This is a genomic window from Rhodophyticola sp. (assembly GCF_965284195.1).
Classification (GTDB): Bacteria; Pseudomonadota; Alphaproteobacteria; order Rhodobacterales; family Rhodobacteraceae; genus Rhodophyticola.
Genome location: NZ_CBDIRM010000001.1, coordinates 2,479,227 through 2,504,649, shown reverse-complemented (window position 1 = coordinate 2,504,649; position 25,423 = coordinate 2,479,227). Strand labels below are relative to the sequence as shown.

The window sequence follows — 25,423 nt, the reverse complement described above, 5'->3', positions numbered from 1 at the left end:
GATGCGTTACCCCAGCTTCACGTTGTCGATGCCCACGATCCGGTCGTAGAGCCAGTAAAGCGCCAGAACCAGCGCCAGAAGGATCGAGCCGAGGGCCGCCGCAAGGCCCCAGTTGAGGCTTGAGGAGATGTGAAACGCGATCCGGTTCGAGATAAAGGTGCCGGTGCGCCCCCCCACCAGTTCCGGCGTGATGTAATAGCCGATGGCCAGGATGAAGACGAGGATGCAGCCCGCCCCGATGCCCGGGACCGATTGCGGGAAATAGACCCTCCAGAACGCAGTCCAGTCGGTCGCGCCAAGCGATTTCGCGGCCCGCACATAGGAGGGCGGGATGGTCTTCATCACCGAATAGAGCGGCAGGATCATGAACGGCAGCAGGATATGGGTCATCGCGATGATGGTGCCCAGCTGGTTGTTGATCAGCTGCAGGCGCGCGTCATCGGCCACCAGCCCGATCCAGACCAGAATGTCGTTGATCACGCCCTCCTGCTGCAGCAGCACCTTCCAGGCCGAAGTGCGGACAAGAAGCGATGTCCAGAACGGCAGGAGGACGAGGATCAGCAGAAGGTTGGATGTGCGCATCGGCAGGTTCGACAGCAGATAGGCGATCGGATAGCCCAGAAGGATGCAGCTGAAGGTGATCATCAGCGACATGAAGATGGTGCGCTGGAAAAGCAGGATGTAGAGTTGCTGTTCCTCCGGCTGCGTCTCGATCCCGTCGGGGGTCAGCTGCATGTCGATCGCGGTCAGGAAATAGCCGGCGGTGTACGGATCGGAAAAGGCCTCGATCGTTTCCCAGACCTCGGTATCGGCCCAGTCTTCGTTGATATCCGCGAATTGCGCCTGCACCGAAGCGGCCTCGAAACCGGGCACGGCCGCCGCCGCCTCGTTCAGCAGCGCGGCCTGTGGCCCGTCATACCCGCCCGTTCCGGCAAGCAGATCGCGGTAAAGCGCAAGATAGACCGTGTTCCACGGCTCTTCCGCGCGCGGGTCGTCCTCATCCTCGGACATGATGGTGCGCGCGAAGGAGCGGTAGGCATCCGCCGTTTCCGGCAGCGCCTCGGCGATGCCCGGGGCCAGCTCGAACCGGGGCAGAGCGGCGTCGGTCTCCGCCTCGGCGGCCTCGTCCTGCCAGCGCTCCGACGCCATCAGCGCGACCCAGGTCGCGGGCTCTTCCCAGGCCGGGTTCAGCGCCACGAACTGATCGGCATAAATCTCTCCGACATCGTCGATGCCGCGGCCGGACTGGCGAAAGAGCGACGACATGCCGGTGGTTTCATAGTTCAGCCGGGAGCCGACGCGCGTATGTTCCCGCCGCTCGGCCGCCTCCATGAAGTCATAGGCCAGCGCCGCATAGGCGTCCTCTCCGGGCAGTTGGCTCGTCTCCTGCCAGTCCTCCAGCGCGATCACCGTGCGCGGCAGCGTCTCGGACACGATCTGGTTCTCGACCGAGCGGAACAGCATATCCGCGATCGGCGCGATGAACGTCACCAGAATGAACAGCAGCAGCGGCGCGATCAGCGCCAGCGCGCGCAGTTTCTGCGCCCGAAGCGCGCGGTTCAGGCTGGCCTTGAGCGGGCGACCGTCGGCGGCCAGCATCGGCCCCGTGGCCGCCGCGTCAAGCTTGCGCGCATCGGATGCCGCGCGCCCCATGCCGGCCGCCGCATCGGTCATTCAGACACCTTCCACAACGATGATGATGCTGTCCGCGGCGTTTCGGCGGATATTCGCAACCTCTTGATAATCCGGGTCGTTATAGGCGGCCAGCGCCTCTTCGTAGGACGGGAACTCAATCACCACATGGCGCTCGAACGTCTCACCCTCGACCACTTCGGACCGGCCGCCGCGGATGATGAACCGGCCGCCCAGATTATCCAGGATCGGCGTATCGCGCCGGACGTATTCCGGGTAGGCCTCGGGATCGGTGACCGTGATATGGCCGATGATATAGCCTTTGGGCATGGGCGTGGTCCTGTCTTGGGGTAGGATGGGGGCAGGCGGATCTGCCCGCCCCCGGGGGTCTTCGGTTACTGCGCCAGCCAGGCCTGGAAGCGCGAGTCCAGATCATCGCGGTAATCGGCCCACCATTCGTAGTTGTTGACGAAGGTGTTTTCGGCATTGGCCGGCTCGGTCGGCATATGCGGGGCCATCGGGATGCCCAGATCGGCATGGTTGCCCACCAGCGGCGCCGAGGATGCGCGCGCCGGACCGTAGGAGATGTAAAGCGCCTGATCGGCCAGACGCTGGGTGTCCGTGGCGAAATGCAGGAAATCCATCACCCGCGCCAGCCGGTCTTCGGGCAGCCCCTCGGGGATCACCCAACCGTCGATGTCGAACATCTGCCAGTCCCAGGCCATCCCGATCGGCTGGCCCTGCTCCTCGATTGCCGAGAACAGGCGCCCGTTGAAGGACGAGGCCATGAACACCTCCCCGTCGGCCAGAAGCTGGATCGCCTCGGCGGCCGAACTCCACCAGATCGTTTCGTCCTTGATCGTGTCCAGCATCGCGAAGGCCTGCGCGATGCCTTCTTCGGTCTCAAGCGTGTCGTAGACGTCTTCATAGGCGACGCCGGAACACAGCAGCGCCCATTCCATGTTGGCGATGGGCTGCCGGTTGAGACCGCGGCGGCCCGGATAGGTTTCCAGATCGAACACATCGCAGGCGCCGGTCGGCGCGGCGACGCCCTCGGGCACCTGATCGGTCCGATATCCGAAGGTGGTCGAGAACACGATCTGCGGGATGAAGCAGTCGCTCACCAGAAGATCGCCGAAATCCTCCGAGGCGGGCGTGCCGTCGGGGGCGGGCGCCAGCACCTCGTCATGGTCGATCTCCATCGCCAGACCCTCGTCACAGAGGCGGATGGCGTCGGCGGCTTCCACATCGACCAGATCCCAGGTCACGTTTCCGGCCTCGTTCATCGCCCGCAGACGTGACACCGCCTCGTTCGAGCTTTCGTCCCAGATCACCTCGACGCCGGGGTTCATCTCCTGATAGGGGTCGGAATAGGCCCGGATCTGGCTGGTCTGATAGGCCCCGCCCCAGCTTACCAGCGTCATCGAATCCGACATGTGACCTTCGGCCAGAACCAGTGCCGGCACCGCGATGACGGCACCCGTGGTCAGAAGCATTGCTGTCTTGAGTTTCATCGAGAGTCTCTCCTTTGTTGGACGTTCGTCTTTTTTGTTTCAGCCCGCTGCCCCAAGGCGCGCGGCAGATCGGGCTGGCTTTGCTCAGGCGTCGAGCGCCCGGCAATCCTCCGGCCGCCAGCCGATCTCGATCATCTCGCCGGGGTTCAGGCGGCGCTGATCGGGGGCATTGCGGGTCTTGATGATGAAATCCTCGTTGCCCGCCACGCTCAGGCGGGTCCGGTAGATATCTCCCATATAGATGAATTCCTTGACCTCGGCCTTCAGCGTATGGGCGTCGGGGTGCAGCCGGTCCTTGTTGAACTCCACCCTCTCGGGCCGGATCGAAACCAGCGTGCGTTCCCCCACCTGGCTGACATTGACGGGCACGGTGTCGATCACCTCGCCGCCATCCAGCGTCACCTCGGCGACACCGCCCTCGATCTTGCTGACCGTACCCATCAGCGTATTGTTCTCGCCGATGAACTGGGCGACGAAGCTGTTCTGCGGCTGCTCGTAGAGCTGATCTGGCGCGGCAAGCTGCTGGATGCGGCCATCGTCGAACACCGCGACCCGGTCGGACATGGTCAGCGCCTCGGTCTGGTCATGGGTGACATAGACCGTGGTGATGCCCAGTTCATGGGCCAAGTTCGTGATCTCGAATTGCAGCGTCTCGCGCAGTTGCTTGTCGAGCGCGCCAAGCGGTTCGTCCATCAGAACCAGTTCCGGCTCGAACACCAGCGCGCGGGCAAGCGCGATCCGCTGCTGCTGCCCGCCCGACAACTGGGCAGGGCGCCGGCCGCCGAACGCGCCCATCTGCACCATGTCCAGTGCGCGGGCGATCTTCTCCTCGCGCTCCGACCTGCCGATCTTGCGCACCTCCAGCGGGAAGGCGAGATTTTCGGCCACCGTCATATGCGGGAACAGGGCGTAATTCTGAAACACCATCCCGATGCCGCGTTTATGGGGCGGAATATTGTTGATCGGTTTGCCGGCAAGCGTGATCTCGCCATGGGTGGCGGTCTCGAACCCCGCCAGCATCATCAGGCAGGTCGTCTTGCCGGAGCCCGACGGACCCAGCATTGTCAGAAACTCGCCCTTGCCGATGGACAGGTTCAGATCTTTGACGACAAGCGTCTCACCATCATAACTCTTTTGCACGCTGTCGAACGCGACGAATGCGTCGGTTGTATCCGAGGTCAAGCCCCACTCCCTGTTGTAGACCGCGATGTAGTCCCGCAATTCAGCAGCCACTAAAACAACCCTGAGATGATATTTCAACTGATTAGATGCAGGCCCGGGCCGAGATCTTGCGGCTCTGCGGCGCGGCGGGCGGGTTGACCCCACGGCAGTGGCCCGGGCCGTTGTTTGGCGATGATCTTGTTCCCATCCGGTGCATGGCGTAATCAGCAGGCCCGATATCTGAAAAGTGTTCCCGCCCGATGACTGCGCCTGACATGTCCTCAGCCCTGACATCCTCGCAGCCCGGCGCCGACCCGGAGATGCGCGCCAAGCGGCTGTTGGGGCGGCTCTGGCGCGAACATGTATCGGATTACTGGAAGCGGATGCTGCTGGCGCTTGGCCTGATGACCATCGAGGGCGCCACCCTTGGCGCCGCCGCCTATCTGATCCAGCCGCTGTTCGACGAGGTTCTGGTCACCGGCGACGGCACGATGATCACCTGGGCGGCATTTGCCATCGCGGGCATCCTGTTGCTCAAGGCGATCGCCGGGTTCGGACAGCGGCTGATCATCGTCTCGATCGGCCTGAAGGTCGTGATCGCGCTGCAATCGCGGCTTCTGAACCATCTCCTGTCGCTCGATGGGCGGTTCTTTCAGGATAACGCGCCCGGCGCGCTGATCGAGCGGGTGCGCGGCGACACCTCGGCCCTTCAAAGCCTCGCCTCCACCGCGCTGATGTCGGCCGGGCGCGACACGATTTCGTTGATTTCGCTTCTGACGGTGATGTTCCTGAACGACTGGACATGGACGCTTCTGGCGCTTGTGGGCGTGCCGCTGATGTTCTTTCCCGTGGTTCTGCTGCAACGCCTGATCCGGGGCTTCACCATGTCCGCGCGGGAGGCCGCCTCGCGGCTCTCGACCCAGATGGACGAGATTTTCCACGGCATGCAGTCGATCAAGGTGAACCGGCTGGAGGCGCATCAATCGCGGGAATTCCGGTCCGAGGTCGGCCAGTTCCTTGGCCAGCAGATGCGCGCCGAACGCAGCAAGGCCGGCACCCCGGCCATGGTCGATGTGATGGCGGCGCTGGCCTGCATGTTGGTCTTGCTGGTGGGCGGTGCGGAAATCGTGGCCGGCGAAAAGACCGTGGGGCAGTTCATGTCCTTTTTCACCGCGCTGGCGCTGGTCATGGATCCGGTCCGCCGGTTGTTCAGCCTGTCGGCCAGCATCCAGGCTGCGCTTGCCTCGCTGCAGCGTATCTACGAGGTGCTGAACGCCCGGCCCACCATCCTGAACCCGGCCACTCCGAAACCGCTCAGCCCCGGCGATATCGTGTTCGACGACGTGCATTTCGCCTATGGGGATGCGCCGGTCCTGAACGGGCTCAGCTTTCGCGCCGCCGAAGGCAAGACGACTGCCCTTGTCGGCCCGTCGGGCGCGGGGAAAAGCACGGTCTTCGGCCTGATGACCCGGCTGATCGACCCGGTATCGGGCCGGATCACCATCGGCGACACGGCGACGACCGAGGCCGAGCTGGACCGGCTGCGCGACAGTATCGCCGTTGTCGGGCAGGAAACCGCGCTGTTCGATCAAAGCATCGCGCAGAACATCCGCCTTGGCCGGCTCGATGCCAGTGAGGCGGAGATCCGCGCCGCCGCCGAGGCCGCTTCGGTCACCGATTTCGCCGATGCCCTGCCGGGGGGGCTGGAAACCACCGTCGGTCCCCGCGGCTCGACGCTCTCGGGCGGGCAGCGGCAGCGCGTCGCGATCGCCCGCGCGATGCTGCGCGATGCGCCGATCCTGCTGCTGGACGAGCCGACCTCCGCCCTCGATGCGAAATCCGAACAGCTTGTTCAGGAGGCGCTGACCCGGCTGTCGCACGGGCGCACCACCCTTGTCATCGCGCACCGTCTGTCCACCATCCGCGACGCCGATCTGATCGTGGTGATGGACAAGGGCCGTGTCGTCGAAGAGGGCACCCATGCCGGTCTGATGGCGGCGGAGGGGGCCTATGCCCGTCTCCATGCGTTGCAATCGGCCGGTGTGACGACCGCCCTGTGACGTAGGGGCAGGCGGGCGGGATGCTGCGCTGCCGCAAAAGCTTGATTTGACTTTCGCGGAATCGCTCCCGAACTTGGGTGGGCGTGCATGGGCTGCTGGGTGCCCGTTTGCCGTCCTCACCGGGCGGCCTGACTGCGAAGGGATTTGTCTTGTCCTGTCTTGCCAAAGCGAAGAGATCGCCGTGGACGGTATGGCTGTGCTGTATTCTGGGCATGGCATTCGGATGGGGGGAGGCCGCGGCGCAGCAGGTGACCGCCTCGACCGCGACGCCCGCCAATATTGCCGCCCGCTCCGCCGATCCGACGGGCTCCCGGCTGGCGGCCTATTATCGCCAGCTTGAGCAGCAGCTGGTGGGGCAGGGCAGTCTCCGGCAGGATCGCCGCCCGCGCGGCGCGCGGCTTGGCGCCAGCGAGCTCAGTGCCAGTTTCATGCAGATCGCCATGCGGTCGGAATACAGTCTCCGCGGCGGCGGCGTCTCCAGCACCGGCCACGCCGCGCCGTTGCGGCGATGGGTGGCACCGGTGCGGCTTGGGGTGCGCTTCGGCATGTCAGTGGGCGGGGCCCAGCAACGCGCCGACATGGCCACCGTGCGCCAGGTGGCGCACCGGTTGCAGACTGCGTCGGGCCATCCCGTGGCGGTCACTGCCAATTCACCCAATTTCCACGTCCTGATCGTCAGCGATGCGGAACGCGCGGGCCTCGGGCCGACATTGCGCCAACTGGTGCCGGGCCTCAGCCGCGCCGCGGTCAGCGCGGTCACCGGCATGGGTCGCAATACCTTCTGCATGGTGGTGGCGGTGCCCGGCCGCGATCTGGCGCAGGGCTATGTTCAGGCCATCGCCATCGTGCGCGCCGAACACCCGCCGCGCATGCGCCAGTCCTGTATCGAGGAGGAGCTTGCGCAGGGCATGGGGCTGGCCAATGACAGCCCGAACGCCTGGCCTTCGATTTTCAACGATGACGAGGAATTCGGCGTGCTCACCCGCCATGACGAGTTGCTGCTGCAGATCCTCTATCACCCCGCGCTGCGGCCGGGCATGGCACCGCATCAGGTGCAATCGGTGCTTCCCGGCATCGCGCAGCAGGTCGCCGCGCGGGGCTAGGCGGCGGCCGTCGGCGCTCCGGCCCGCGACGCAGGCTGCGAGATGGGGCGGTGGTCCGCGCCGAGCGATATCAGCCAGTCCTGCACCGCCAGCACTTCCGGCGCATCGGCGCGCGGCGGGGCAAGGCGCAGCGTATAGAACCAGTTTTCGTCGATCGCGATCTCCGACAGGCGCACCAGCGCGCCCCGATCCAGATCGGCCTGAATGGTGGCCGTCCGGCAGATCGCCGCGCCCAGACCGTTCAGCGCGGCCTTCTGCAACAGGAACGATCCCTCAAGGATCAGTTGCGGCGCGTAATCCGGCGCTCCAATCCGGTCTTTGGCCAGATCGCGCCAGCGTTGCCACATGCGAAAATCCTCATCCGCGATCAACGGGCCCTTTTCCAGCAGCCGGACCGGATCGCCGCCCAATCGCGTCAGAAGCGCTGGCGCGGCCACCGGCACCGCCGTTCCGGGCAGCATGATCGTCTCCTCGGGCAGTATCCGACCCCGTTCGCGGAACATGAGTTCGATGTCGGGGGCCGGGGTCTTGGGCCGGTCGGTCTGGGCAAGGCTCAGATGCAGGCTGATCTCCGGATGCTGTTCGGTGAAGCGGTGCAACTGCGGCAGGATCACGGTTTCGGCGATGATCGGCAGGGCCGACAGGCTGACCGAGCGTTCGAACCGGATCGGCAGGCGGTCCAGCTCGTGCCGGATCGCATCGAAGGAGGAATGCACGACACCGGCAAGGCTTTCGCCCGCCTCGGTCAGGGCGATCGTGCGCCCGCGCCGGGTGAAAAGCGGCTGCCCGACCCATGCCTCCAGCTGCTTCACATGATGGCTGACGGCGGAATGGGAGACATGCAATCGCTTCGCTGCCGCCGTGACCGAACCGGTCTCTCCGATGGCCTCCAGCACGCGGAGACCGTTGAGCGGCGGGAGGCGGCGGGCGCGGGTCATGCCCAAACATGTTAGGAAATTCGACGATACGCAAGTTTATTGCGCTTTTTCGGGCGGGTTTTTCTGCATATCGTTGACATATAAGGCTAGCTTCCGGGGTGAGTGATGACATCAGACCTGCGCGTTTCGATGCTGCAAATGACATCCGGCAACCGCCATGCGGTCAATCAGGTGACGGTCGATGAGGCCGCGCATCGGGCTGCGGCGGACGGGTGCCATCTTCTGGCCCTGCCCGAGGCCGCGGGGCTGATGAACAAGGACAAGGAGGATGCGCGGCGCCAGATCACGACCGAGGCGGAGGATCCGTTTTTGCTGACCTGCCGGGGGCTTGCGGCCAAATACGGGCTCTGGATCCAGCCCGGTTCGACCCCGGTCAAGGCCGCCGACGGCCGCTATCTGAACCATGGAACGCTGATCGACCCGTCGGGGGCGATCGTCGCGCGCTACGACAAGGTGCATCTGTTCGACGTCTTTCTCGAAGGGCGCAAGCCCACGGGCGAATCCGACCGCTACGCGCCCGGCACCGAAGCGGTGCTGGTGGACACGCCCTGGGGCCCCTGGGGTCTCAGCATCTGCTACGATCTGCGCTTTCCCCATCTTTACCGCGATTATGCCAAGGCCGGGGCGACGGTTCTGTTCATCCCGTCGGCCTTCACCGTTCCCACGGGCCGCGCGCATTGGGAGGTTCTGCTGCGGGCCCGCGCCATCGAAAACGGGGCGTACGTGGTGGCGGCCGCACAGGTTGGCGATCACGAGGATGGCCGCACCACATGGGGGCATTCCCTCATCATCGACCCCTGGGGCGAGGTGATGGCGGATCTGGGCGGCGACACGCCCGGCCAGATCTCCGTGTCGCTCGACATCGCCAGGGTCGCGGCGGCGCGCCAGCAGATCCCGTCGCTCGAAAACGAACGCGACTACACATTCACGCGCATCAGCGCCCATGAAACAGCGTCCGCCTGATACGGGCGCAATCCGACAGGAGACCCCACATGCCCCAGTTCCGCAGATTTCTGCTCACGACCGCCGCCGCGCTTGTTACCGCCGGTGGCGCCTTCGCCCAGGACCGCCCCGATCTGGTGATCGCGGTCGACAATCTGTGGCCCACCATGGACCCGGTGATCGGCATTTCCACCTCCGGGGCGCGGGTGCATTCCAACATCTTCGACACGCTCGTGCGGCGGAACCGCTGGGAAGACCCAGACGGGACGGAGCTTGTGCCATGGCTGGCCGAAAGCTGGGAACGCCTGTCGCCCAATGTCTGGCAGATCAATCTGCGCGAGGGCGTGCCGTTCCATGACGGGCATATCATGGATGCCGAGGATGTGGCGTTCTCCATGTCCGCCGAACGGCTCTGGGGGGAGGAGCCTCTGGCCCCGCGCGGCACCCGCTATGCCCGCGGCATCATCCGCGTGGAAGCGACCGGCCCCCTGACCGTCGAGGTGGAGACGAGCTATCCCGATCCGAACTTCATCTACCGGCTTGTCACCCCGCTCGGGTTCGTGTTGCCCGCCCATTATTATCAGGAGGTCGGCACCGATGCCTTCGGCCAGATGCCCATGGGCACCGGGCCCTACCGGATGGTGTCCTTCGATCCCTCCGTCTCGGTCGTGGCGGAGGCGTTTGACGACTATTGGGGCGGCGATGTGCCCGCCGACAGCCTGACCTTCCAGATCGTGCCCGAGTTCTCCACCCGCTTCGCAGGGCTGGTTGCGGGCGAGTTCGATGTGGTCGTGTCTGTGCCGGCCGACCAGATCGGCCAGGTGGAGGGGACACCCGGGGTGACCGTCATGACCAAGAGCATCGAGAACTACCCGATGTTCGCGTTCAACATGCTGGAAACGGAGGATCTTCCGGACAATCCGCTGACGGATGTGAACCTGCGTCAGGCGATGGTGGCCGCCGTCGACCGGGTGTCGATCACCGATGCGATCTGGGGCGGGGCGACCTTTGTGCCGGCGCCGTTCAACTTCCCGGAATATGGCGCCTATTACGACCCCGACCGGCAGCCGCGGATCACCTACGACCCCGACCGCGCCCGCGAGTTGCTGGCCGCCAGCGACTATGCGGGGGAGGAGCTTAGCTGGCATATCGTGCGCGGATTCTACCCGAATTACGAAATCGCCGCCGAGTTCATGGTGGAGCAGTGGCGCGAGGTCGGCATCAACGTGGCCATCGAGATCAAGGACAACTTCTCGCTGGCCTATGAACGCCCGTTCCATCTTCTGAACATGTCCATGTCGAGCGAGTTTTCCGGCGATCCCTATCGTCCGCTCTGGATGGACTGGGGCCCGGAATCGAGCCGGGTGCGGGCGGCGCATCGCACATGGGAGGCGTCCGAACGGTTCTACGAACTGGGCGAGGCCTTCGAGCAGGCGCAGGAATTCGAGGAGCGCAACGCCGCCTATCTGGCTCTGGTGGAGGAGTGGGAGAACATCACCCCGGGCATGTATCTGTGGCGCAATGTGGTCAGCTATGCCGTGGATGCCGATCTCGACTGGGATCCGGGCAATTCCGCCGTCACCATCTTCGACAGCCTCTACATGGGCGGTGGCGAATGACGAAAACGCCGGGCGGGGATGCGTCAGCGCCCCCGCTTTTGTCGGTGAACGGCCTCGGCATCGGCCTGCCCCCCGGCGGGGACCGCGCCGAGGCGGTCACCGACATCTCCTTTCAGATCCATCCCGGCGAGACCTTGTGCCTTGTCGGCGAAAGCGGCTCGGGCAAATCGGTGATCGGGCAGGCCATTCTGGGCATGCTGCCGCGGGCGCTTCCGGTCACGAGCGGCAGTATCCGGTTGCAGGACAAGGTGCTGCCGTCACAACGCGATGCGGCCTATCAGGCGCTGCGTTCGGTCAGGATGGCGATGATCTTTCAGGATGCCGGCGCCAGCCTCAACCCGGTCAAACGCGTCGGGCGGCAACTGGAGGAGATCCTGAAGGTCCACGGCGTGCCCGCGGCGGAGCGGCGCGACCGGGTGCTGGACATGTTCGAGGCCGTGCGCCTGCCCGATCCGGCCCGGATTTTCGCGGCCTATCCGCATCAGTTGTCCGGCGGGCAGGCGCAGCGCGTGGTGATTGCCGGCGCGCTCTTGCTGAAGCCCGCGCTTCTGGTGGCCGACGAGCCGACGACGGCGCTCGACGTCACGACGCAGGCCGAAATCCTTGATCTGATAGCGGCGCTCAAGGCCGACACCGGCGCGTCGGTCCTGTTCATCACCCATGATTTCGGCGTGGTGGCCGAAATCGCCGATCGCGTGGCGGTGATGAAGGATGGCCGGATTGTCGAGGCGGGGCGCGCGGGGGACGTGCTCGATCGCCCGCAACACCCCTATACGCAGCGCCTTATCGCCGCCTCGCGGCCCACCGGCGCCAAGCCGTCGCGGGCGGAAGAAGCCCCGATTCTGGAGGCGGACGGGCTGCATCTCACCTACCGCTCCGGCCCGGTCTTCAACCGGCGGGTCACGCAGGCCGTGCGCGATGTCTCCCTGTCGCTGGCGCCGGGGCGGACATTGGCGGTGGTGGGCGAAAGCGGCTCGGGCAAATCCTCCCTCGCGCGCTGCCTTCTGCGGCTGGAGGAGGTGGAGCGCGGCACGATCCGCTTCAAGGGCGCGGACATCACCCATCTGGCCGGCCGCGATCTGCAACGCCTGCGCAAATCGGTGCAGGTGGTCCTGCAGGATCCGTACAGCGCGCTGAACCCGCGCCAGACGATCCGCTCGGCCATCGCCGAGGGCCCGATCATCCACGGCATGCCCGTGGCCGAGGCCCGCAGGAAGGCCGAGGATCTGCTGGAACTGACCGGCCTCACCGCCCAGTCCGCAGACCGCTACCCGCATGAGTTTTCCGGCGGGCAGCGGCAGCGGATCTGCATCGCGCGCGCGCTCGCGCTGGAGCCCGAACTGCTGATCGCGGACGAGGCCGTCTCGGCGCTCGATGTCTCGATCCAGGCGCAGATCCTCGATCTCTTCCGCGACATGCAGGCCCGGTTCGGCTTCGCGATGGTCTTCATCACCCATGATCTGCGCGTGGCCCGCGCCATCAGCGACGACATTCTGGTGATGCAGCAGGGCCGCGTGGTCGAAAGCGGCGCGACCGGGCAGGTTTTCGACCGCCCGGCCCATGCCTATACCCGCGCGCTGCTTGCCGCCGCGCCGGGCCTTGGCCTCGCGATGGAGGAGGGCGCGGCATGACCGGCTACATCCTCTCCCGCGTGCTTCGCGCCATCATCACGCTGCTGATCACGGTTTCGCTGGTCTTCATCTTCATCCGCTTTTCGGGCGATCCCGCCGCCGCGCTTGCGCCCCCCGATGCCCCGCAGGAGGTGATCGACCAATACGCCCGCGCGATGGGGCTCGATCAACCGCTCTGGCAGCAATACACCAGCTATATCGGCGGCCTGTTCCGGGGGGAGTTCGGCTATTCGATCCATACCGGCCGCCCGGTGGAGGCGCTCTTTCTCGACCGTCTGCCCTATACCCTGCATCTCGGGCTCACCGCGCTCTCCATCGCGCTTGTCCTCGGCATCGCCCTTGGGGCGATTGCCGCGATCAACCGGGGCCGGCTGCTCGACCGGGCGGTGATGGGGTTTTCGGTCTTTGCCTTCGCGATGCCCAATTTTCTCTTCGGTCTTTGCCTGATCCTGATCGGCGCGCTGGTCTTTCAGGTGTTTCTGGCGGGCGCGAGCGCCAATGTGCTGTTCCCGGCGCTGACCCTCGGGCTGGCCGCCATGGGCAGTTTCGCCCGCTTCGCCCGATCCTCCCTGCTGGAGACCATCAACGCGCCCTTCATGCGCGCGGCCGAGGCGCGCGGCATCCCCTTCGCGCGCCGCCTGATCCTACATGCCGCGCCCAATGCCGCGATCCCGCTGGTCACCCTCGTGGGCCTGTCGCTCGGCGCGCTGATCGCGGGCTCCGTCGTGACCGAACAGGTCTTTGCCTGGCCCGGTGTGGGCCAGCTTCTGGTGCGCTCGGTCGCCACGCGCGACATCGCCACCGTGCAGTTTCTGGTTCTGGCCGTGGCCTTCACGATGATCATGGCCAATCTCATCGTCGATCTGCTCTATCTGGTCATCGACCCGCGGATCCGGGTGAAATGAGATGAGCGGGGTCGCCACATATCGCCCGCCGCCGATGCCGTGGAGCGTCCGGCTGTCGCTGGTCTTCATCGCGGCCTTCGTGCTCTTCGCGCTTTTCGGCCAGTTTCTCAGCCCGCATGAATTCCGCGCGACCTCGATGTTCGACCGGCTGCTGCCGCCGGGCTCGCCCGAGTATCTCCTCGGGACGGATGCGCGCGGCCGCGATGTGCTTGTCCGCCTTGCCGTGGGTGCGCAGATCACGCTGATCGTGGCCATCGCGGGCACGTTGATCGGGGCCATTCTCGGGTCGCTCCTCGGTATCCTCGCCGCCGCGCGCCGCGGCCCGACCGAAGCGGTGATCGTCGCCGCGATCGACGTTCAGGCCTCGCTTCCGATCATCGTGGTGGCGCTGTTCGTGCTGGCGATGTTCGACAACAGCTTCGTGCTGTTCCTGCTCCTGATCGGTCTGAACGGCTGGGAGGTCTATGCCCGCCTGATGCGCGGCGCCACGCTGTCGGCGAAGGAGCATGGATATGTCACCGCCGTCCGCGCGCTCGGCGCCTCGCCCATGCGCATCTATCTGCGCCATGTCCTGCCCAACATCCTGAACGTGGCGCTCGTGCAGTTCACCGTGAACCTGCCGCTGACGGTGCTGCTGGAAACCGCGCTGTCGTTTCTGGGCCTCGGCGTGCAGCCCCCGCTCACCAGCCTCGGCCAGATCATGAGCGAGGGGCGCGACCGTCTGTTGACCGCGTGGTGGCTGACGCTGTTTCCGGGCGCGATCATTTTCCTTCTGGCGCTGTCGGTCAGCCTGACGGGCGACTGGCTGCGCGACCGGTTGGATCCGACATTGAGGTCAGAAAGATGAACCAGAGTTTGCCGTCGCCGCCGAAATACCGCATCGGGCCCGCGCCCGCGCCGCTTGCCGACAGCCTGATCGACACGCTGATGCAATGCGAAACCACGATGCTGGGCCATATCCTCTACTGGGGGGCGATGGATACGGGGCTGCGCCCCAATGCCGGGCTGGCCCCGCGCGTGGCGGGCCGCGCGCTGACCGTGCAATGCCCCGGCCCCTGTTCCACGATCCTGCATCACGCCATCGGGCTGGCCCGGCCCGGCGATATTCTGGTGATCGACCGTCTGGGCGACACCCGCCATGCCTGTCTGGGCGATGGTGTGGCCGGCGCGGCCATGCGCGTGGGCATCATCGCCGCGGTGATCGACGGGCCCTGCACGGACACGGCCGAACTGGCCGATCTGGGGTTTCCGGTCTGGTGCCGGGGCACGTCGCCCATCACCACGCGGCTGCTCGATCTCGGCGGGCGGGCCCGGGTGCCGGTCTCCTGCGGCGGCGTGGCGGTCTCCTCCGGCGATGCGGTTCTGGCCGATGCGGATGGCATCTATGCGATGGCTCCGGCAGAGGCGGAACTGATCGCGGGCATCGCGCTGGAACGGGGGCAGATCGTGGCCGGGCGCCGCGCCGCGCATCAGGGCGATGCGATCCCGCCCCTGGGCGAGATGACGGGCGCCACCGCGATGGTGGAGGCGGGGGCGATATCCGTCGATTGAGGGCGCGCCTGCTCAGCTGGCCCGCGGGTCCAGCAGTTTTTCCAGCACCCGATCCTTGGTGACCTGCCCCAGAACCTTGCCGTCCTGCTCCACGCCCACCGGGTGATCCTCCCCGCCGATCATCTCCATCACCTGGCGGATATCCTCATCGGGGCCGACCCACAGCGTCGGTTCGCCCTCCACCGGCACCATCACGTCACGCGCGCAGAGCACGCCAAGCGGGTTCATATGGGCCACGAAATCGGACACATAGGCATCCGCCGGGTCCGAATAGATCTCCTTGGGCGTGCCGCATTGCACGATCCGCCCGCCCTCCATGATCGCGATCCGGTCGCCCAGCTTGAACGCCTCGTCCAGATCGTGGCTGACGAAGATGATCGTCCGCTTCAAGGTCTGTTGCAGCTCGATCAGCTCATCCTGCAGACGGGTCCGGATCAGCGGATCAAGCGCGGAAAACGGCTCGTCCATCAACAGGATCGGCGCGTCGGTCACGAAGGCACGGGCCAGACCCACGCGCTGTTGCATGCCGCCCGACAGATCGCCCACCTTGCGCTCCGCCCAGTCGGTAAGACCCACAAGCTCCAGCTGCGCGTCGACCTTCTCGCGCCGCGCGGCGGCGGACATGCCGCCGAGTTCCAGACCAAGGCCCACGTTTTCCCGCACACTGCGCCAGGGCAGCAGGCCGAATTGCTGAAACACCATCGCGATCTGGCTTTGCCGCATCCGGCGGAGCGTGGCGGCATTGGCATGGGTCACATCCACCATCTGCGCCCCGTCATTGACCCGCACAGCGCCGCGCACCACGGGGTTCAGCCCGTTGACCGCCCGCAGAAGCGTGGACTTGCCCGAGCCCGACAGCCCCATCAGTACCAGGATCTCGCCTTCCTCCACCGACAGATCGCAATTGTGCACGCCCAGAACCTGCCCGCAGGCCGCCTGCACGTCATGGCGCGATTTTCCCTCGTCCATCAGCGGCAGGGCGCTCTCCGGCTTGTCGCCGAAGACGATGGAGACATTTTCGAATTCGACCGCAACGCTCATTTCCGCTCCACCCGCAACATGCGGTCGAGCATGATGGCCACGACCACGATGATGAACCCGCTTTCGAACCCGAGCGAGGTGTTCACCGAATTGAGCGCGCGCACGACCGGCACGCCCAACCCGTCCGCGCCCACCAGCGCCGCGATCACCACCATCGACAGCGACAGCATGATCGTCTGGTTCAGCCCCGCCATGATCTGCGGCAGCGCATAGGGCAGTTCCACCTTCCACAGCTTCTGCCGCGGCGTGGCCCCGAACGCCTCCGCCGCCTCGATCAGCGGCTGCGGCGTCGACGAGATGCCCAGATGCGTCAGCCGGATCGGCGCCGGCAGCACGAAGATCACCGTGGCGATCAGGCCCGGCACCATGCCGATGCCGAAAAACACGATCGCCGGGATCAGGTAGACGAAGGTCGGCAGCGTCTGCATCAGGTCAAGCACCGGCCGCATGAACTGATAAAGCCGGGGCCGGTGCGCCGCGGCGATACCGATGGGCACACCCACCGCCATGCAGACCACGCAGGCCGACAGAACCAGCGTCAGGCTCTCGGTCGTTTCCTCCCAGTATCCCTGGTTCAGGATGAACAGAAAGCCCGCGAAGATAAGTGCCGGAACCTGCCAGCGGCGATGGATCAGCCAGGCGAGCGCGGTGAAGATCAGGATAATCAGGAACGGATGCAGATCGGGGCTGTAAAGCGGCTGGTAATCCTCCGCCCCCGTCGCCCAGGAGATGTCCAGCGGGTCCTGCAACACGGCCAGAATGCCGTCGATCATCGCCTCCAGCAGGATCGACAGCCCATCGAAGAACCATGCGCCGTTTTCCTGCAGCCAGTCGAACGCACCGCCCGCGACCCGCCCGACGGGGATCTTGTTGTCTTCTATCCAGTCCAGCATCTCGCCCCCGGTCTCGCAAAAACCGGCCCGGCCCCCAAGGCGGGGGGCCGGGACCGGCTGGGCGGGCGCAGGTCGTGCGCCTGCCCGAATGTCGGTTTACATGTCCAGCGCGGCGTTGACGGCCTCAAGCGCATCGCCGCCATCTGCGGTGGTCACGCCGTCCAGCCAGACGGGCAGGACATCGCGATTGGCCGAAAGCCACGCCTCGGCCGCATCGCGCGGGTCCTCGCCATCGTTCAGGATCGCCCCCATGATCTCGTTTTCCATGGCCAGCGTGAACTCCAGGTTCTGCAGGAGCGCGCCCACATTCGGGCAGGCCTCCACGAACCCGGCGGAGGTGTTGGTGTATACCGTCGCCCCGCCCAGATTGGGGCCGAACCAGTCGTCGCCGCCCTCCAGATAGGTCAGGTCGAAATTCGCGTTCATCGGGTGCGGCTCCCAGCCCAGGAACACGATCGGCTCGTCGCGGTCCGATGCCCGGGCAACCTGCGCCAGCATGCCCGCCTCGGAGCTTTCCACCACTTCGAACCCGCTCAGCCCGAACGCATCCGCCTCGATCATGTCAAGGATCAGCCGGTTGCCGTCATTGCCGGGCTCGATCCCGAAGATCTCGGCCTCCAGCGCGTCCGCATTGGCGGCGATGGCGTCGAAGCTGGTGATCCCGAGGGCCGCCCCGGCCGCGTTCGTGGCCAGCGTGTATTTTGCGCCTTCAAGGTTCGCGCGGACCGTGTCCACCGTGCCCGCCTCGCGATAGGGCGCGATATCGGCCTCCATCGTCGGCATCCAGTTGCCAAGGAAGATGTCGATATCGCCGGCGGCCAGCGCGGTATAGGTCACCGGCACCGACAGCACCTGAATATCCGTCTCGTAGCCAAGCGCGTCGAGCACATAGGTGGTTGCCGCCGTGGTCGCGGTGATGTCGGTCCAGCCCACATCCGAGAACGTGATCGTCTCGCAATCGGCGGCCGCAAGGCCCGCACCCATCACCAGCGCGATGGCGGAGGTTGTCGTCAGTTTCAGCATTGTGTTACTCCCTGTTTTTGATTGACTCGTCAGTCAACATTAACGAGTCTCACGTCCTGTCCTGTCAACGGAGATGAGTGTGCCCAAAATCGGAATGGAACCCCTCCGTCGATCTGCTTTGGTCGAGGCAACGATCGTGGAGATCGGCCGTGTAGGCACGTTAGACATCACCGTGGCGCAGATTGCAAAGCGTGCGGGCATGTCCAGCGCTCTGGCCCATCATTATTTCGGCGGCAAGGAGCAGATGTTCGCCGCCGCCATGCGCCATGTGCTGACCCTTTACGGCGCCGAGGTGCGCGGTGCGCTGAGCATGGCCAGAACCCCGCGCGCGCGGGTGGAGGCGGTGATCCGCGCCAGTTTCTCCACCAGTCACTTCCGGCCCGAGGTCGTTGCCGCATGGCTGAATTTCTATGTGCAGGCGCAACGCTCTGACGAAGCCGCGCGGCTCTTGCGGCTTTACCACGCGCGGCTGCGCAGCAATCTCCATCACGATCTGCACAAGCTTGCCGGGCCCCGCGCCGCGCAACTGACCCGCGGCATCGCGGCCATGATCGACGGGCTCTACATCCGGCAGGCGCTTGGGACTGAGCGGTTGAGCGGGGAGGACGCGATCACGCTCATCATGACGTATCTCGACACCGCGCTCGACCGAGGGGTCGGCGAATGACCCAAGCCGCCGCAGACAGGCCCGCGCCCGCCGCCCCTGTCAGGCGGCACTCCCGCCACCGGCGCCCCTGCACCCAAATACCTGATTTCAAAGATAAAACGCAGTCCCGGCTGCAAGGAGGATAAGGACCCGCCATGCGCTTCACCCCGCCCGAAGCCAGCCATTACATCAACGGCGCCTATGTGGAGGACACCTCCGGCGACCCGATCCCGGTGATCTATCCGGCGACGGGCAAGACCCTTTGCACGCTTCACGCCGCGACGCCCGCCATCGTCGATCAGGCGCTGGAGGCCGCGCAGGCGGCGCAGAAGCTCTGGGCCCGGACAAGCGGGGCGGAGCGGTCCCGCATCCTGCGCAGGGCCGCCGACATCATGCGCGCGCGCAACCGCGATCTCAGCGTGCTGGAGACCTATGACACCGGCAAGCCGCTTCAGGAAACGCTGGTCGCCGACGCCACATCCGGCGCCGACGCGCTGGAATACTTCGCGGCCCATGCGGCCACCATGACGGGCCGGCATATCCCGCTTCCCGGCGGCGATTTCGCCTATACTGTCCGCGAGCCCCTGGGCGTCTGCGCGGGCCTTGGCGCATGGAACTACCCCACGCAAATCGCCTGCTGGAAAACCGCGCCCGCGCTTGCCTGCGGCAATGCGATGGTTTTCAAACCGTCCGAAACCACCCCGCTCTGCGCCCTGAAAATCGCCGAAATCCTGACCGAGGCGGGGGCCCCGCCCGGTCTGATGAACGTGATTCAGGGCTACGGGCCCGTGGGCGCGGCGCTCTCCACCGATCCGCGCGTGGCCAAGGTGTCGCTCACCGGTTCCGCGCCGACCGGCACCCGGGTCTATGCGGCCGCGGCGGCGGGCATGAAGCACGTCACCATGGAACTGGGCGGCAAATCCCCCCTTGTCATCTTCGACGACGCGGATCTGGAAAACGCCGTTTCCGGCGCGATCATGGCCAATTTCTATTCCTCCGGGCAGGTCTGCTCCAACGGCACGCGGGTCTTCGTGCAATCCGGGATCAGGGATGCGTTTCTCGCCCGCCTGACCGAGCGGCTGGCCGGTGCGGTGATCGGCGACCCGCTGGACGAGGCCACCAGCTTCGGCCCGATGGCGTCCGAGGCGCAGATGAACATCGTGCTCGGCTATATCGAGAGCGGCAAGCAGGAAGGCGCGCGACTTGTGACCGGCGGCCACCGGCTTGATCGCGAGGGGTACTTCCTCGCGCCCACCGTTTTCGCCGATGTCACCGACGGGATGACCATCGCCCGGGAGGAGATCTTCGGCCCGGTTCTCAGCGTACTCGATTTCGAAACCGAGGAGGAGGTCATCGCGCGCGCGAACGAGACCGAATTCGGCCTCGCCGCCGGTGTCTTCACCCGGGATATCACCCGCGCCCACCGTGTGGTGCAAAGCTTCGAGGCCGGAACCTGCTATGTGAACTGTTACAATCTGGCCCCGGTGGAGGCGCCGTTCGGGGGCGTCAAGGCCTCCGGCCTCGGGCGCGAAAACTCGGCCGAGGCGCTCAATCATTACTCCCAGACACGGACCGTCTACATCGCGATGAACGATGTGGAGGCTCCTTTCTAAGGCACTGACATGGAAGCGGATTTTGTTATCGTGGGCGCCGGCTCGTCTGGCTGCGCCATGGCCTATCGCCTGTCCGGGGCGGGCGCCAGCGTTCTGCTGATCGAAGCGGGCGGCACCGATGCGGGCCCGTTCATCCAGATGCCCGCCGCGCTCAGCTATCCGATGAACATGGCCCGCTATGACTGGGGCTACCGCTCCGAACCCGAGCCGCATCTGAACAACCGGCGCCTCGCCACGCCGCGCGGCAAGGTGCTGGGCGGCTCCAGTTCGATCAACGGGATGGTCTATGTGCGCGGTCATGCCCGCGATTTCGACACTTGGGCCGAGATGGGGGCAGAAGGCTGGAGCTATGCCGACGTGCTGCCCTATTACAAACGGATGGAGCACTGGCATCCCGGCCCCCGCGATGGCGACCGGGCATGGCGCGGCACCGACGGCCCGCTGCACGTCACCCGCGGGCCGCGGCGGAACCCGCTCTACCACGCCTTTGTCGAGGCCGGGCGGCAGGCCGGCTATCAGACGACCGACGATTACAACGGCGAGAAGCAGGAAGGTTTCGGCCCGATGGAGCAGACCGTCTGGCGCGGGCGGCGCTGGTCGGCGGCCAATGCCTATCTGCGGCCGGCGCTGAAGCGTCCCAACTGCGATCTGATCCGGGCCGAAGCCCGCCGGGTCGTGATCGAAGAGGGCCGCGCCGTGGGCGTGGAGGTGGCGCGCGGCGGCGCCATCGAGCTGGTGCGCGCCCGGCGCGAGGTGATCGTCGCGGCCTCGTCGATCAATTCCCCCAAGCTTCTGATGCTGTCCGGCATCGGGCCGGCGGCGCATCTGGCCGAACACGGGCTCCCGGTTGTCGCCGACCGGCCCGGCGTGGGCGCGAACCTGCAGGATCATCTGGAGGTCTATTTCCAGATCGCCTCCCGCCAGCCGATCACGCTTTACCGCTATTGGAACCTGATCTCCAAGGCGGTGATCGGGGCGCAATGGCTGTTGACGAAAACCGGCCTCGGGGCGTCGAACCAGTTCGAATCCGCGGCGTTCATCCGCTCGGGCGCGGGAATCGACTACCCCGATATCCAGTACCATTTCCTGCCCATGGCGGTCCGGTATGACGGGCGGGCGGCCTCCGAAGGCCACGGGTTTCAGGCCCATGTCGGTCCCATGCGCAGCCGCTCCCGGGGCCATGTCCGGCTTGCCTCCGCAGATCCGGCGGAGGCCCCGAAAATCACCTTCAACTACATGTCCCATGAGCAGGATTGGACAGAGTTCCGCCAATGCCTCCGCCTGACCCGGGAGATCTTCGCGCAGGAGGCCTTCGCCCCCTTCGTGCGGCACGAGATTCAGCCCGGCGCCGCCCTGCAGACCGACGAGGAGCTTGACGGGTTCATCCGTGAACACGCCGAAAGCGCCTATCACCCCTGCGGCACGGCGCGGATGGGCCGGGCCGACGATCCGATGGCGGTGGTCGACCCGGAGACCCGCGTGATCGGGGTGGATCGTCTGCGGCTGGCCGACAGTTCGATCTTTCCGCAGATCACCAACGGCAATCTGAACGCCCCGTCGATCATGGTGGGTGAAAAGGCGGCCGATCATATCCTCGGCAAGCCGCCCCTGCCGGCCTCCAACATGGTGCCGTGGATGCATCCGGACTGGACCGGTTCGCAGCGCTAGCTGCTCGCCACGGCGCCTTATGCGCCCCAGTAAGGCTTTGCGCTGTCGTGAAAAACCGTCCTCTTCCGCCACGGCCGGGGGCAGGGGCTCTGCCCGGGCATGCGAAGCCGCCGGGCGCGCAAGGCGCGGCTTCCATCCCCCGCGCCGCGGCGGTAACGTCGCCGCAGCAAGCGGAGGGGCAGGCATGGATCGCGCCGAGATCGTTCATCAGAATTTCCTGAACCGGGTCGGCTCCGGCGATCTGCCGCCGGGGGCCGCCCCCAACGGTGCGCTCAGCGGGCCCGACGCGGTCCGCCTGTACCGCGCGCAGGTGCTCAGCCGCGCGCTCGACCGCACCAGCCGCGCGATGCAGAAGGCCGGGCAGGGCTTCTACACCATCGGCTCGTCGGGCCATGAAGGCATGGCCGCCGTGGCCCATGCGCTGCGCCCCGACGACATCGCCTTCCTCCATTACCGCGATGCGGCGTTTCAGATCGCCCGCGCCGATCAGGTGCCGGGCCAGTCCATCGCCTGGGACATGCTGCTCAGCTTCGCCTGTTCCTCCGAGGATCCGATTTCGGGCGGGCGGCACAAGGTTCTGGGCTCCAAGGCGCTGATGATCCCGCCGCAGACCTCGACCATCGCCAGCCATCTGCCCAAGGCCGTGGGCGCCGCCTATGGCATCGGGCTGGCCCGCCGTCACCCGCCGGAACACCGGATGCTGGCCGATGATGCGATTGCCATGTGCTCCTTCGGCGACGCCTCGATCAATCATTCCACCGCGCAGGGCGCGATCAACACGGCTGGCTGGACCGCCATCCAGTCGGTCCCGCTGCCCCTGCTTTTTGTCTGCGAAGACAATGGCATCGGCATCTCCACCCAGACCCCCAAAGGTTGGGTCGCGGCCTCGATGATGCATCGTCCCGGGATCCGCTATTTCGCCGCCGACGGGCTTGACCTCTACGACACCGCGCAGGTCGCCGCGGAGGCTGCGGCCTATGTGCGCCGCCGCCGCAAACCCGCCTTTCTGCATCTGAACATGGTCCGGCTTTACGGCCATGCGGGTGCCGATCTGCCCACGACCTATCTCCCGAAAGCTCATGTCGAGGCGGAGGAGGCGAACGACCCGCTGCTGCATTCCGTCCGCCTGCTCGACGCGGCGGGCGCGCTGACCCGCGCGGATGCTCTGGCGATCTATGAGGAGACCTGCGCCCGCGTGGACGCGGTCGCGGCCGATGCCGTGACCCGCCCCCGGCTTGAAACCGCCCGCGATGTGATGGCCAGCCTGATCCCGCCGAAACGGGCCTGCCGCCCCACCAACGGCCCCACGCCGGCGGCGCGCGCCGCCGCTTTCGGGGCCGATCTGAAACAACTCGACACGCCCCAGCCAATGTCGCGCCTGCTCAACTGGGCGCTGACCGATCTGATGCTGGAGCACCGCGAGATCGTGCTGATGGGCGAGGATGTGGGCCGCAAGGGCGGCGTCTATGGCGTCACCCAGAAGCTCCACCAGCGTTTCGGCGCCGACCGGATGATCGACACGCTGCTGGACGAGCAATCCATTCTGGGCCTCGCCATCGGTCTTGGTCAGAACGGCTTTCTTCCGATGCCCGAGATCCAGTTCCTCGCCTATCTCCACAATGCCGAAGACCAGCTCCGGGGAGAGGCCGCGACGCTGCCCTTCTTCAGCCGGGGCCAGTTCACCAACCCGATGGTGCTGCGGATCGCGGGTCTGGGCTATCAGAAGGGGTTCGGCGGGCATTTCCACAATGACAATTCGGTGGCCGTTCTGCGCGATATCCCGGGGCTGATCCTCGCATGCCCGTCGAATGGCGAAGATGCGGTGCAGATGCTCCGCGAATGCGTCCGGCTCGCCCGGGAGGAGCAACGGGTCGTCGTCTTCCTCGAACCCATCGCGCTCTATCCGATGCGGGATCTGCACGAACCCGGCGACGGGGCATGGATGGGCACCTATCCCGCGCCGGATCTGCGGATCGGTCTGGGCCTGCCGGGGCAGCATGGCGCCGGCACCGATCTGGCCATCGTGAGTTTCGGGAACGGCGCCTATCTGTCCCTGCAGGCCCGCAAAAAGCTTCTGGATCAGGGCGTTGACGCGCGGGTGATCGATCTGCGCTGGCTTTCGCCCCTGCCGGAAGCCGCCCTGGTGGAGGCGGTTGCCGATTGCGCCCATGTACTCGTCGTCGATGAAACCCGCCGGTCCGGCGGCGTGGCCGAGGCGCTGATGGCGACCCTGGCGGAGGCCGGAACACCCTCCTTCGCCCGACTCACGGCGGAGGACAGTTTCATCGCCACCGGGCCCGCCTACGCCGCCACCATGCCGTCCGCCGACGGGATCGTCAGGGCCGCGCTCGCCCTTGCCGGAGCGGCCCGATGACCCGGCGCGCGGTGTTGGTCTGCCCCGGTCGCGGCACCTACAACAAGGCGGAGCTTGGGTATCTCGCCCGCCATCACGGCGACAAGGTCGGGCTGCTTGCGCGGTTCGATGCGATCCGCGCCGAAGCGGGGCAGGCGCCGGTCACCGCCCTTGATGGCGCGCCCCGCTTTCAGCCGGTGACACACACGCGCGGCGACATCGCCTCCCCCCTGATCTATGCCAGCGCCTATGCCGATGCGTTGTCGCTGGCACCCGATATCGAGATCGTGGCGGTCACCGGCAATTCCATGGGCTGGTACATCGCGCTGGCCGCGGGCGGTGCGCTCAGCGCCGAAAACGGCTTCCGGGTGGTCAATACCATGGGCCGGCTGATGCAGGACGCGTCGATCGGGCTGCAACTGGTCTATCCCGTCGTGGGGGAGGACTGGCGCCCGGATCCCGCGCGCAGGGCCGAGCTTCTGGCTCTGGTATCGCGGATCGACGGGCGCAAGGGTCATCGGCTGGCGCTGTCGATCGATCTGGGCGGCATGCTGGTTCTGGCCGGAGATGCCGATGGCCTCGCCGCGTTCGAGGCCGCCGTGCCGCCCGATGGCCCGGCGCCCCTGCGCCTGCCCAATCACGCCGCCTTCCATACCGACATGCAGGCGCCGGTCGCCGAACGGGGCCGAGCGGCCCTGCCCCCTGATATGTTCACCCAGCCCAGCGCGCCGCTGATCGACGGGCGCGGCGCGATCTGGTGGCCGAAGGCGACCGACACCGCCGCGCTCTGGTCCTACACACTGGGCCACCAGATCACCGAACCCTATGATTTCACGCGCGCAATCACCGTCGCAGCCCGGGAGTTCGCCCCCGATCTCTTCATCGTCACCGGGCCGGGGACCACGCTTGGCGGGGCGGTCGCGCAATCGCTTGTCGCGTGTGACTGGCGCGGGCTCACCGACAAGGCGGCGTTCGAGTCCCGGCAGGCCGAAGCGCCGCTGCTGATCGCCATGGGCCGCGAGGATCAGCGCAAACAGGTGGTCTGACCCCGAAAGCAGAACTGGACAATTCTGTCTAGACAGGGTCCCGATCCCTGCGTAGCGTCGTTCCGGACAGCGGCGCGAGGGGGA

General features: G+C 66.2%; 21 protein-coding genes. 13 read left to right on the top strand and 8 right to left on the bottom strand.

The window, feature by feature from the left end; translation table 11 throughout:
* Nucleotides 1–6: 6 nt before the first annotated feature.
* The 4 genes from ACQ651_RS12400 to ACQ651_RS12385 all read right to left on the bottom strand — a co-directional run bounded on the left by ACQ651_RS12400 (nt 7) and on the right by ACQ651_RS12385 (nt 4,328).
* Nucleotides 7–1,674: an ABC transporter permease gene (locus ACQ651_RS12400; RefSeq protein WP_430449439.1), complete on the bottom strand. Its 1,668-nt coding sequence runs from the start codon at nt 1,672–1,674 to the stop codon at nt 7–9.
* Nucleotides 1,675–1,962 carry a DUF1330 domain-containing protein gene (locus ACQ651_RS12395; protein WP_227287796.1) on the bottom strand — a complete coding sequence of 96 codons (288 nt, stop codon included), beginning with the start codon at nt 1,960–1,962 and terminating at the stop codon, nt 1,675–1,677.
* 65 nt (nt 1,963–2,027) lie between these two features.
* On the bottom strand, nt 2,028–3,146 hold the full coding sequence (locus ACQ651_RS12390) for an extracellular solute-binding protein (RefSeq protein WP_227287797.1): 1,119 nt from the start codon (nt 3,144–3,146) through the stop codon (nt 2,028–2,030).
* Nucleotides 3,147–3,230: 84 nt separating this feature from the next.
* Complete coding sequence (locus tag ACQ651_RS12385; protein WP_227287798.1) at nt 3,231–4,328, bottom strand: ABC transporter ATP-binding protein; 1,098 nt, start codon at nt 4,326–4,328, stop codon at nt 3,231–3,233.
* Nucleotides 4,329–4,567: 239 nt separating this feature from the next.
* Between ACQ651_RS12385 and ACQ651_RS12380 the strand changes: the two genes are divergently transcribed.
* Both ACQ651_RS12380 and ACQ651_RS12375 read left to right on the top strand, forming a co-directional pair.
* Nucleotides 4,568–6,367, top strand: coding sequence for an ABC transporter ATP-binding protein (locus tag ACQ651_RS12380; protein WP_375551604.1), 1,800 nt, complete (start codon nt 4,568–4,570; stop codon nt 6,365–6,367).
* Between the two features lie 212 nt (nt 6,368–6,579).
* Nucleotides 6,580–7,470, top strand: coding sequence for a DUF2927 domain-containing protein (locus tag ACQ651_RS12375; protein WP_430449438.1), 891 nt, complete (start codon nt 6,580–6,582; stop codon nt 7,468–7,470).
* Here ACQ651_RS12375 and ACQ651_RS12370 read toward each other — a convergent pair.
* On the bottom strand, nt 7,467–8,408 hold the full coding sequence (locus ACQ651_RS12370; protein WP_430449437.1) for a LysR family transcriptional regulator: 942 nt from the start codon (nt 8,406–8,408) through the stop codon (nt 7,467–7,469). The genes ACQ651_RS12375 and ACQ651_RS12370 overlap by 4 nt on opposite strands.
* 105 nt (nt 8,409–8,513) lie before the next feature.
* Between ACQ651_RS12370 and ACQ651_RS12365 the strand changes: the two genes are divergently transcribed.
* The 6 genes from ACQ651_RS12365 to ACQ651_RS12340 are packed head-to-tail and all read left to right on the top strand — an operon-like array spanning nt 8,514 to nt 15,056.
* Nucleotides 8,514–9,371, top strand: coding sequence for a carbon-nitrogen hydrolase family protein (locus ACQ651_RS12365; protein ID WP_430449436.1), 858 nt, complete (start codon nt 8,514–8,516; stop codon nt 9,369–9,371).
* A gap of 29 nt (nt 9,372–9,400) precedes the next feature.
* The gene (locus ACQ651_RS12360; RefSeq protein WP_430449435.1) at nt 9,401–10,969 is read left to right on the top strand and encodes an ABC transporter substrate-binding protein; all 1,569 of its coding nucleotides are present in this window, start codon (nt 9,401–9,403) and stop codon (nt 10,967–10,969) included.
* Nucleotides 10,966–12,600 carry a dipeptide ABC transporter ATP-binding protein gene (locus tag ACQ651_RS12355; RefSeq protein WP_430449434.1) on the top strand — a complete coding sequence of 545 codons (1,635 nt, stop codon included), beginning with the start codon at nt 10,966–10,968 and terminating at the stop codon, nt 12,598–12,600. The genes ACQ651_RS12360 and ACQ651_RS12355 overlap by 4 nt, the downstream gene beginning before the upstream one ends.
* Nucleotides 12,597–13,505 carry an ABC transporter permease gene (locus ACQ651_RS12350; RefSeq protein WP_227287805.1) on the top strand — a complete coding sequence of 303 codons (909 nt, stop codon included), beginning with the start codon at nt 12,597–12,599 and terminating at the stop codon, nt 13,503–13,505. The genes ACQ651_RS12355 and ACQ651_RS12350 overlap by 4 nt, the downstream gene beginning before the upstream one ends.
* Before the next feature lies 1 nt (nt 13,506).
* Nucleotides 13,507–14,352 (top strand): ABC transporter permease, encoded by an 846-nt coding sequence (locus tag ACQ651_RS12345; RefSeq protein ID WP_375551608.1) that lies wholly within the window; start codon nt 13,507–13,509, stop codon nt 14,350–14,352.
* Nucleotides 14,349–15,056, top strand: coding sequence for an RraA family protein (locus tag ACQ651_RS12340; protein WP_430449433.1), 708 nt, complete (start codon nt 14,349–14,351; stop codon nt 15,054–15,056). Before ACQ651_RS12345 ends, ACQ651_RS12340 begins: the two co-directional genes overlap by 4 nt.
* Before the next feature lie 12 nt (nt 15,057–15,068).
* Here ACQ651_RS12340 and choV read toward each other — a convergent pair whose 3' ends face one another.
* The 3 genes from choV to choX all read right to left on the bottom strand — a co-directional run bounded on the left by choV (nt 15,069) and on the right by choX (nt 18,013).
* Entirely contained in the window at nt 15,069–16,097 is a 1,029-nt protein-coding gene (gene choV, locus ACQ651_RS12335) for a choline ABC transporter ATP-binding protein (RefSeq protein WP_227287808.1), read from the bottom strand.
* A complete protein-coding gene (gene choW / locus ACQ651_RS12330; protein WP_227287820.1) occupies nt 16,094–16,987 on the bottom strand; it encodes a choline ABC transporter permease subunit in 894 nt (297 codons plus the stop codon). The genes choV and choW overlap by 4 nt, the downstream gene beginning before the upstream one ends.
* A gap of 99 nt (nt 16,988–17,086) precedes the next feature.
* Nucleotides 17,087–18,013 carry a choline ABC transporter substrate-binding protein gene (gene choX / locus ACQ651_RS12325; protein WP_430449432.1) on the bottom strand — a complete coding sequence of 309 codons (927 nt, stop codon included), beginning with the start codon at nt 18,011–18,013 and terminating at the stop codon, nt 17,087–17,089.
* 79 nt (nt 18,014–18,092) lie between these two features.
* Between choX and betI the strand changes: the two genes are divergently transcribed.
* From betI to ACQ651_RS12300, 5 genes are all read left to right on the top strand, one after another.
* Nucleotides 18,093–18,680, top strand: coding sequence for a choline-binding transcriptional repressor BetI (betI, locus tag ACQ651_RS12320; protein ID WP_430450328.1), 588 nt, complete (start codon nt 18,093–18,095; stop codon nt 18,678–18,680).
* Nucleotides 18,681–18,814: 134 nt separating this feature from the next.
* Nucleotides 18,815–20,272 (top strand): betaine-aldehyde dehydrogenase, encoded by a 1,458-nt coding sequence (gene betB, locus ACQ651_RS12315; RefSeq protein WP_430449431.1) that lies wholly within the window; start codon nt 18,815–18,817, stop codon nt 20,270–20,272.
* A gap of 9 nt (nt 20,273–20,281) precedes the next feature.
* Nucleotides 20,282–21,940: a choline dehydrogenase gene (gene betA, locus ACQ651_RS12310; protein WP_430449430.1), complete on the top strand. Its 1,659-nt coding sequence runs from the start codon at nt 20,282–20,284 to the stop codon at nt 21,938–21,940.
* Nucleotides 21,941–22,124: 184 nt separating this feature from the next.
* Entirely contained in the window at nt 22,125–24,314 is a 2,190-nt protein-coding gene (locus tag ACQ651_RS12305; RefSeq protein ID WP_430449429.1) for a thiamine pyrophosphate-dependent enzyme, read from the top strand.
* A complete protein-coding gene (locus ACQ651_RS12300) occupies nt 24,311–25,339 on the top strand; it encodes an ACP S-malonyltransferase (protein ID WP_430449428.1) in 1,029 nt (342 codons plus the stop codon). The genes ACQ651_RS12305 and ACQ651_RS12300 overlap by 4 nt, the downstream gene beginning before the upstream one ends.
* Nucleotides 25,340–25,423: the final 84 nt, after the last annotated feature.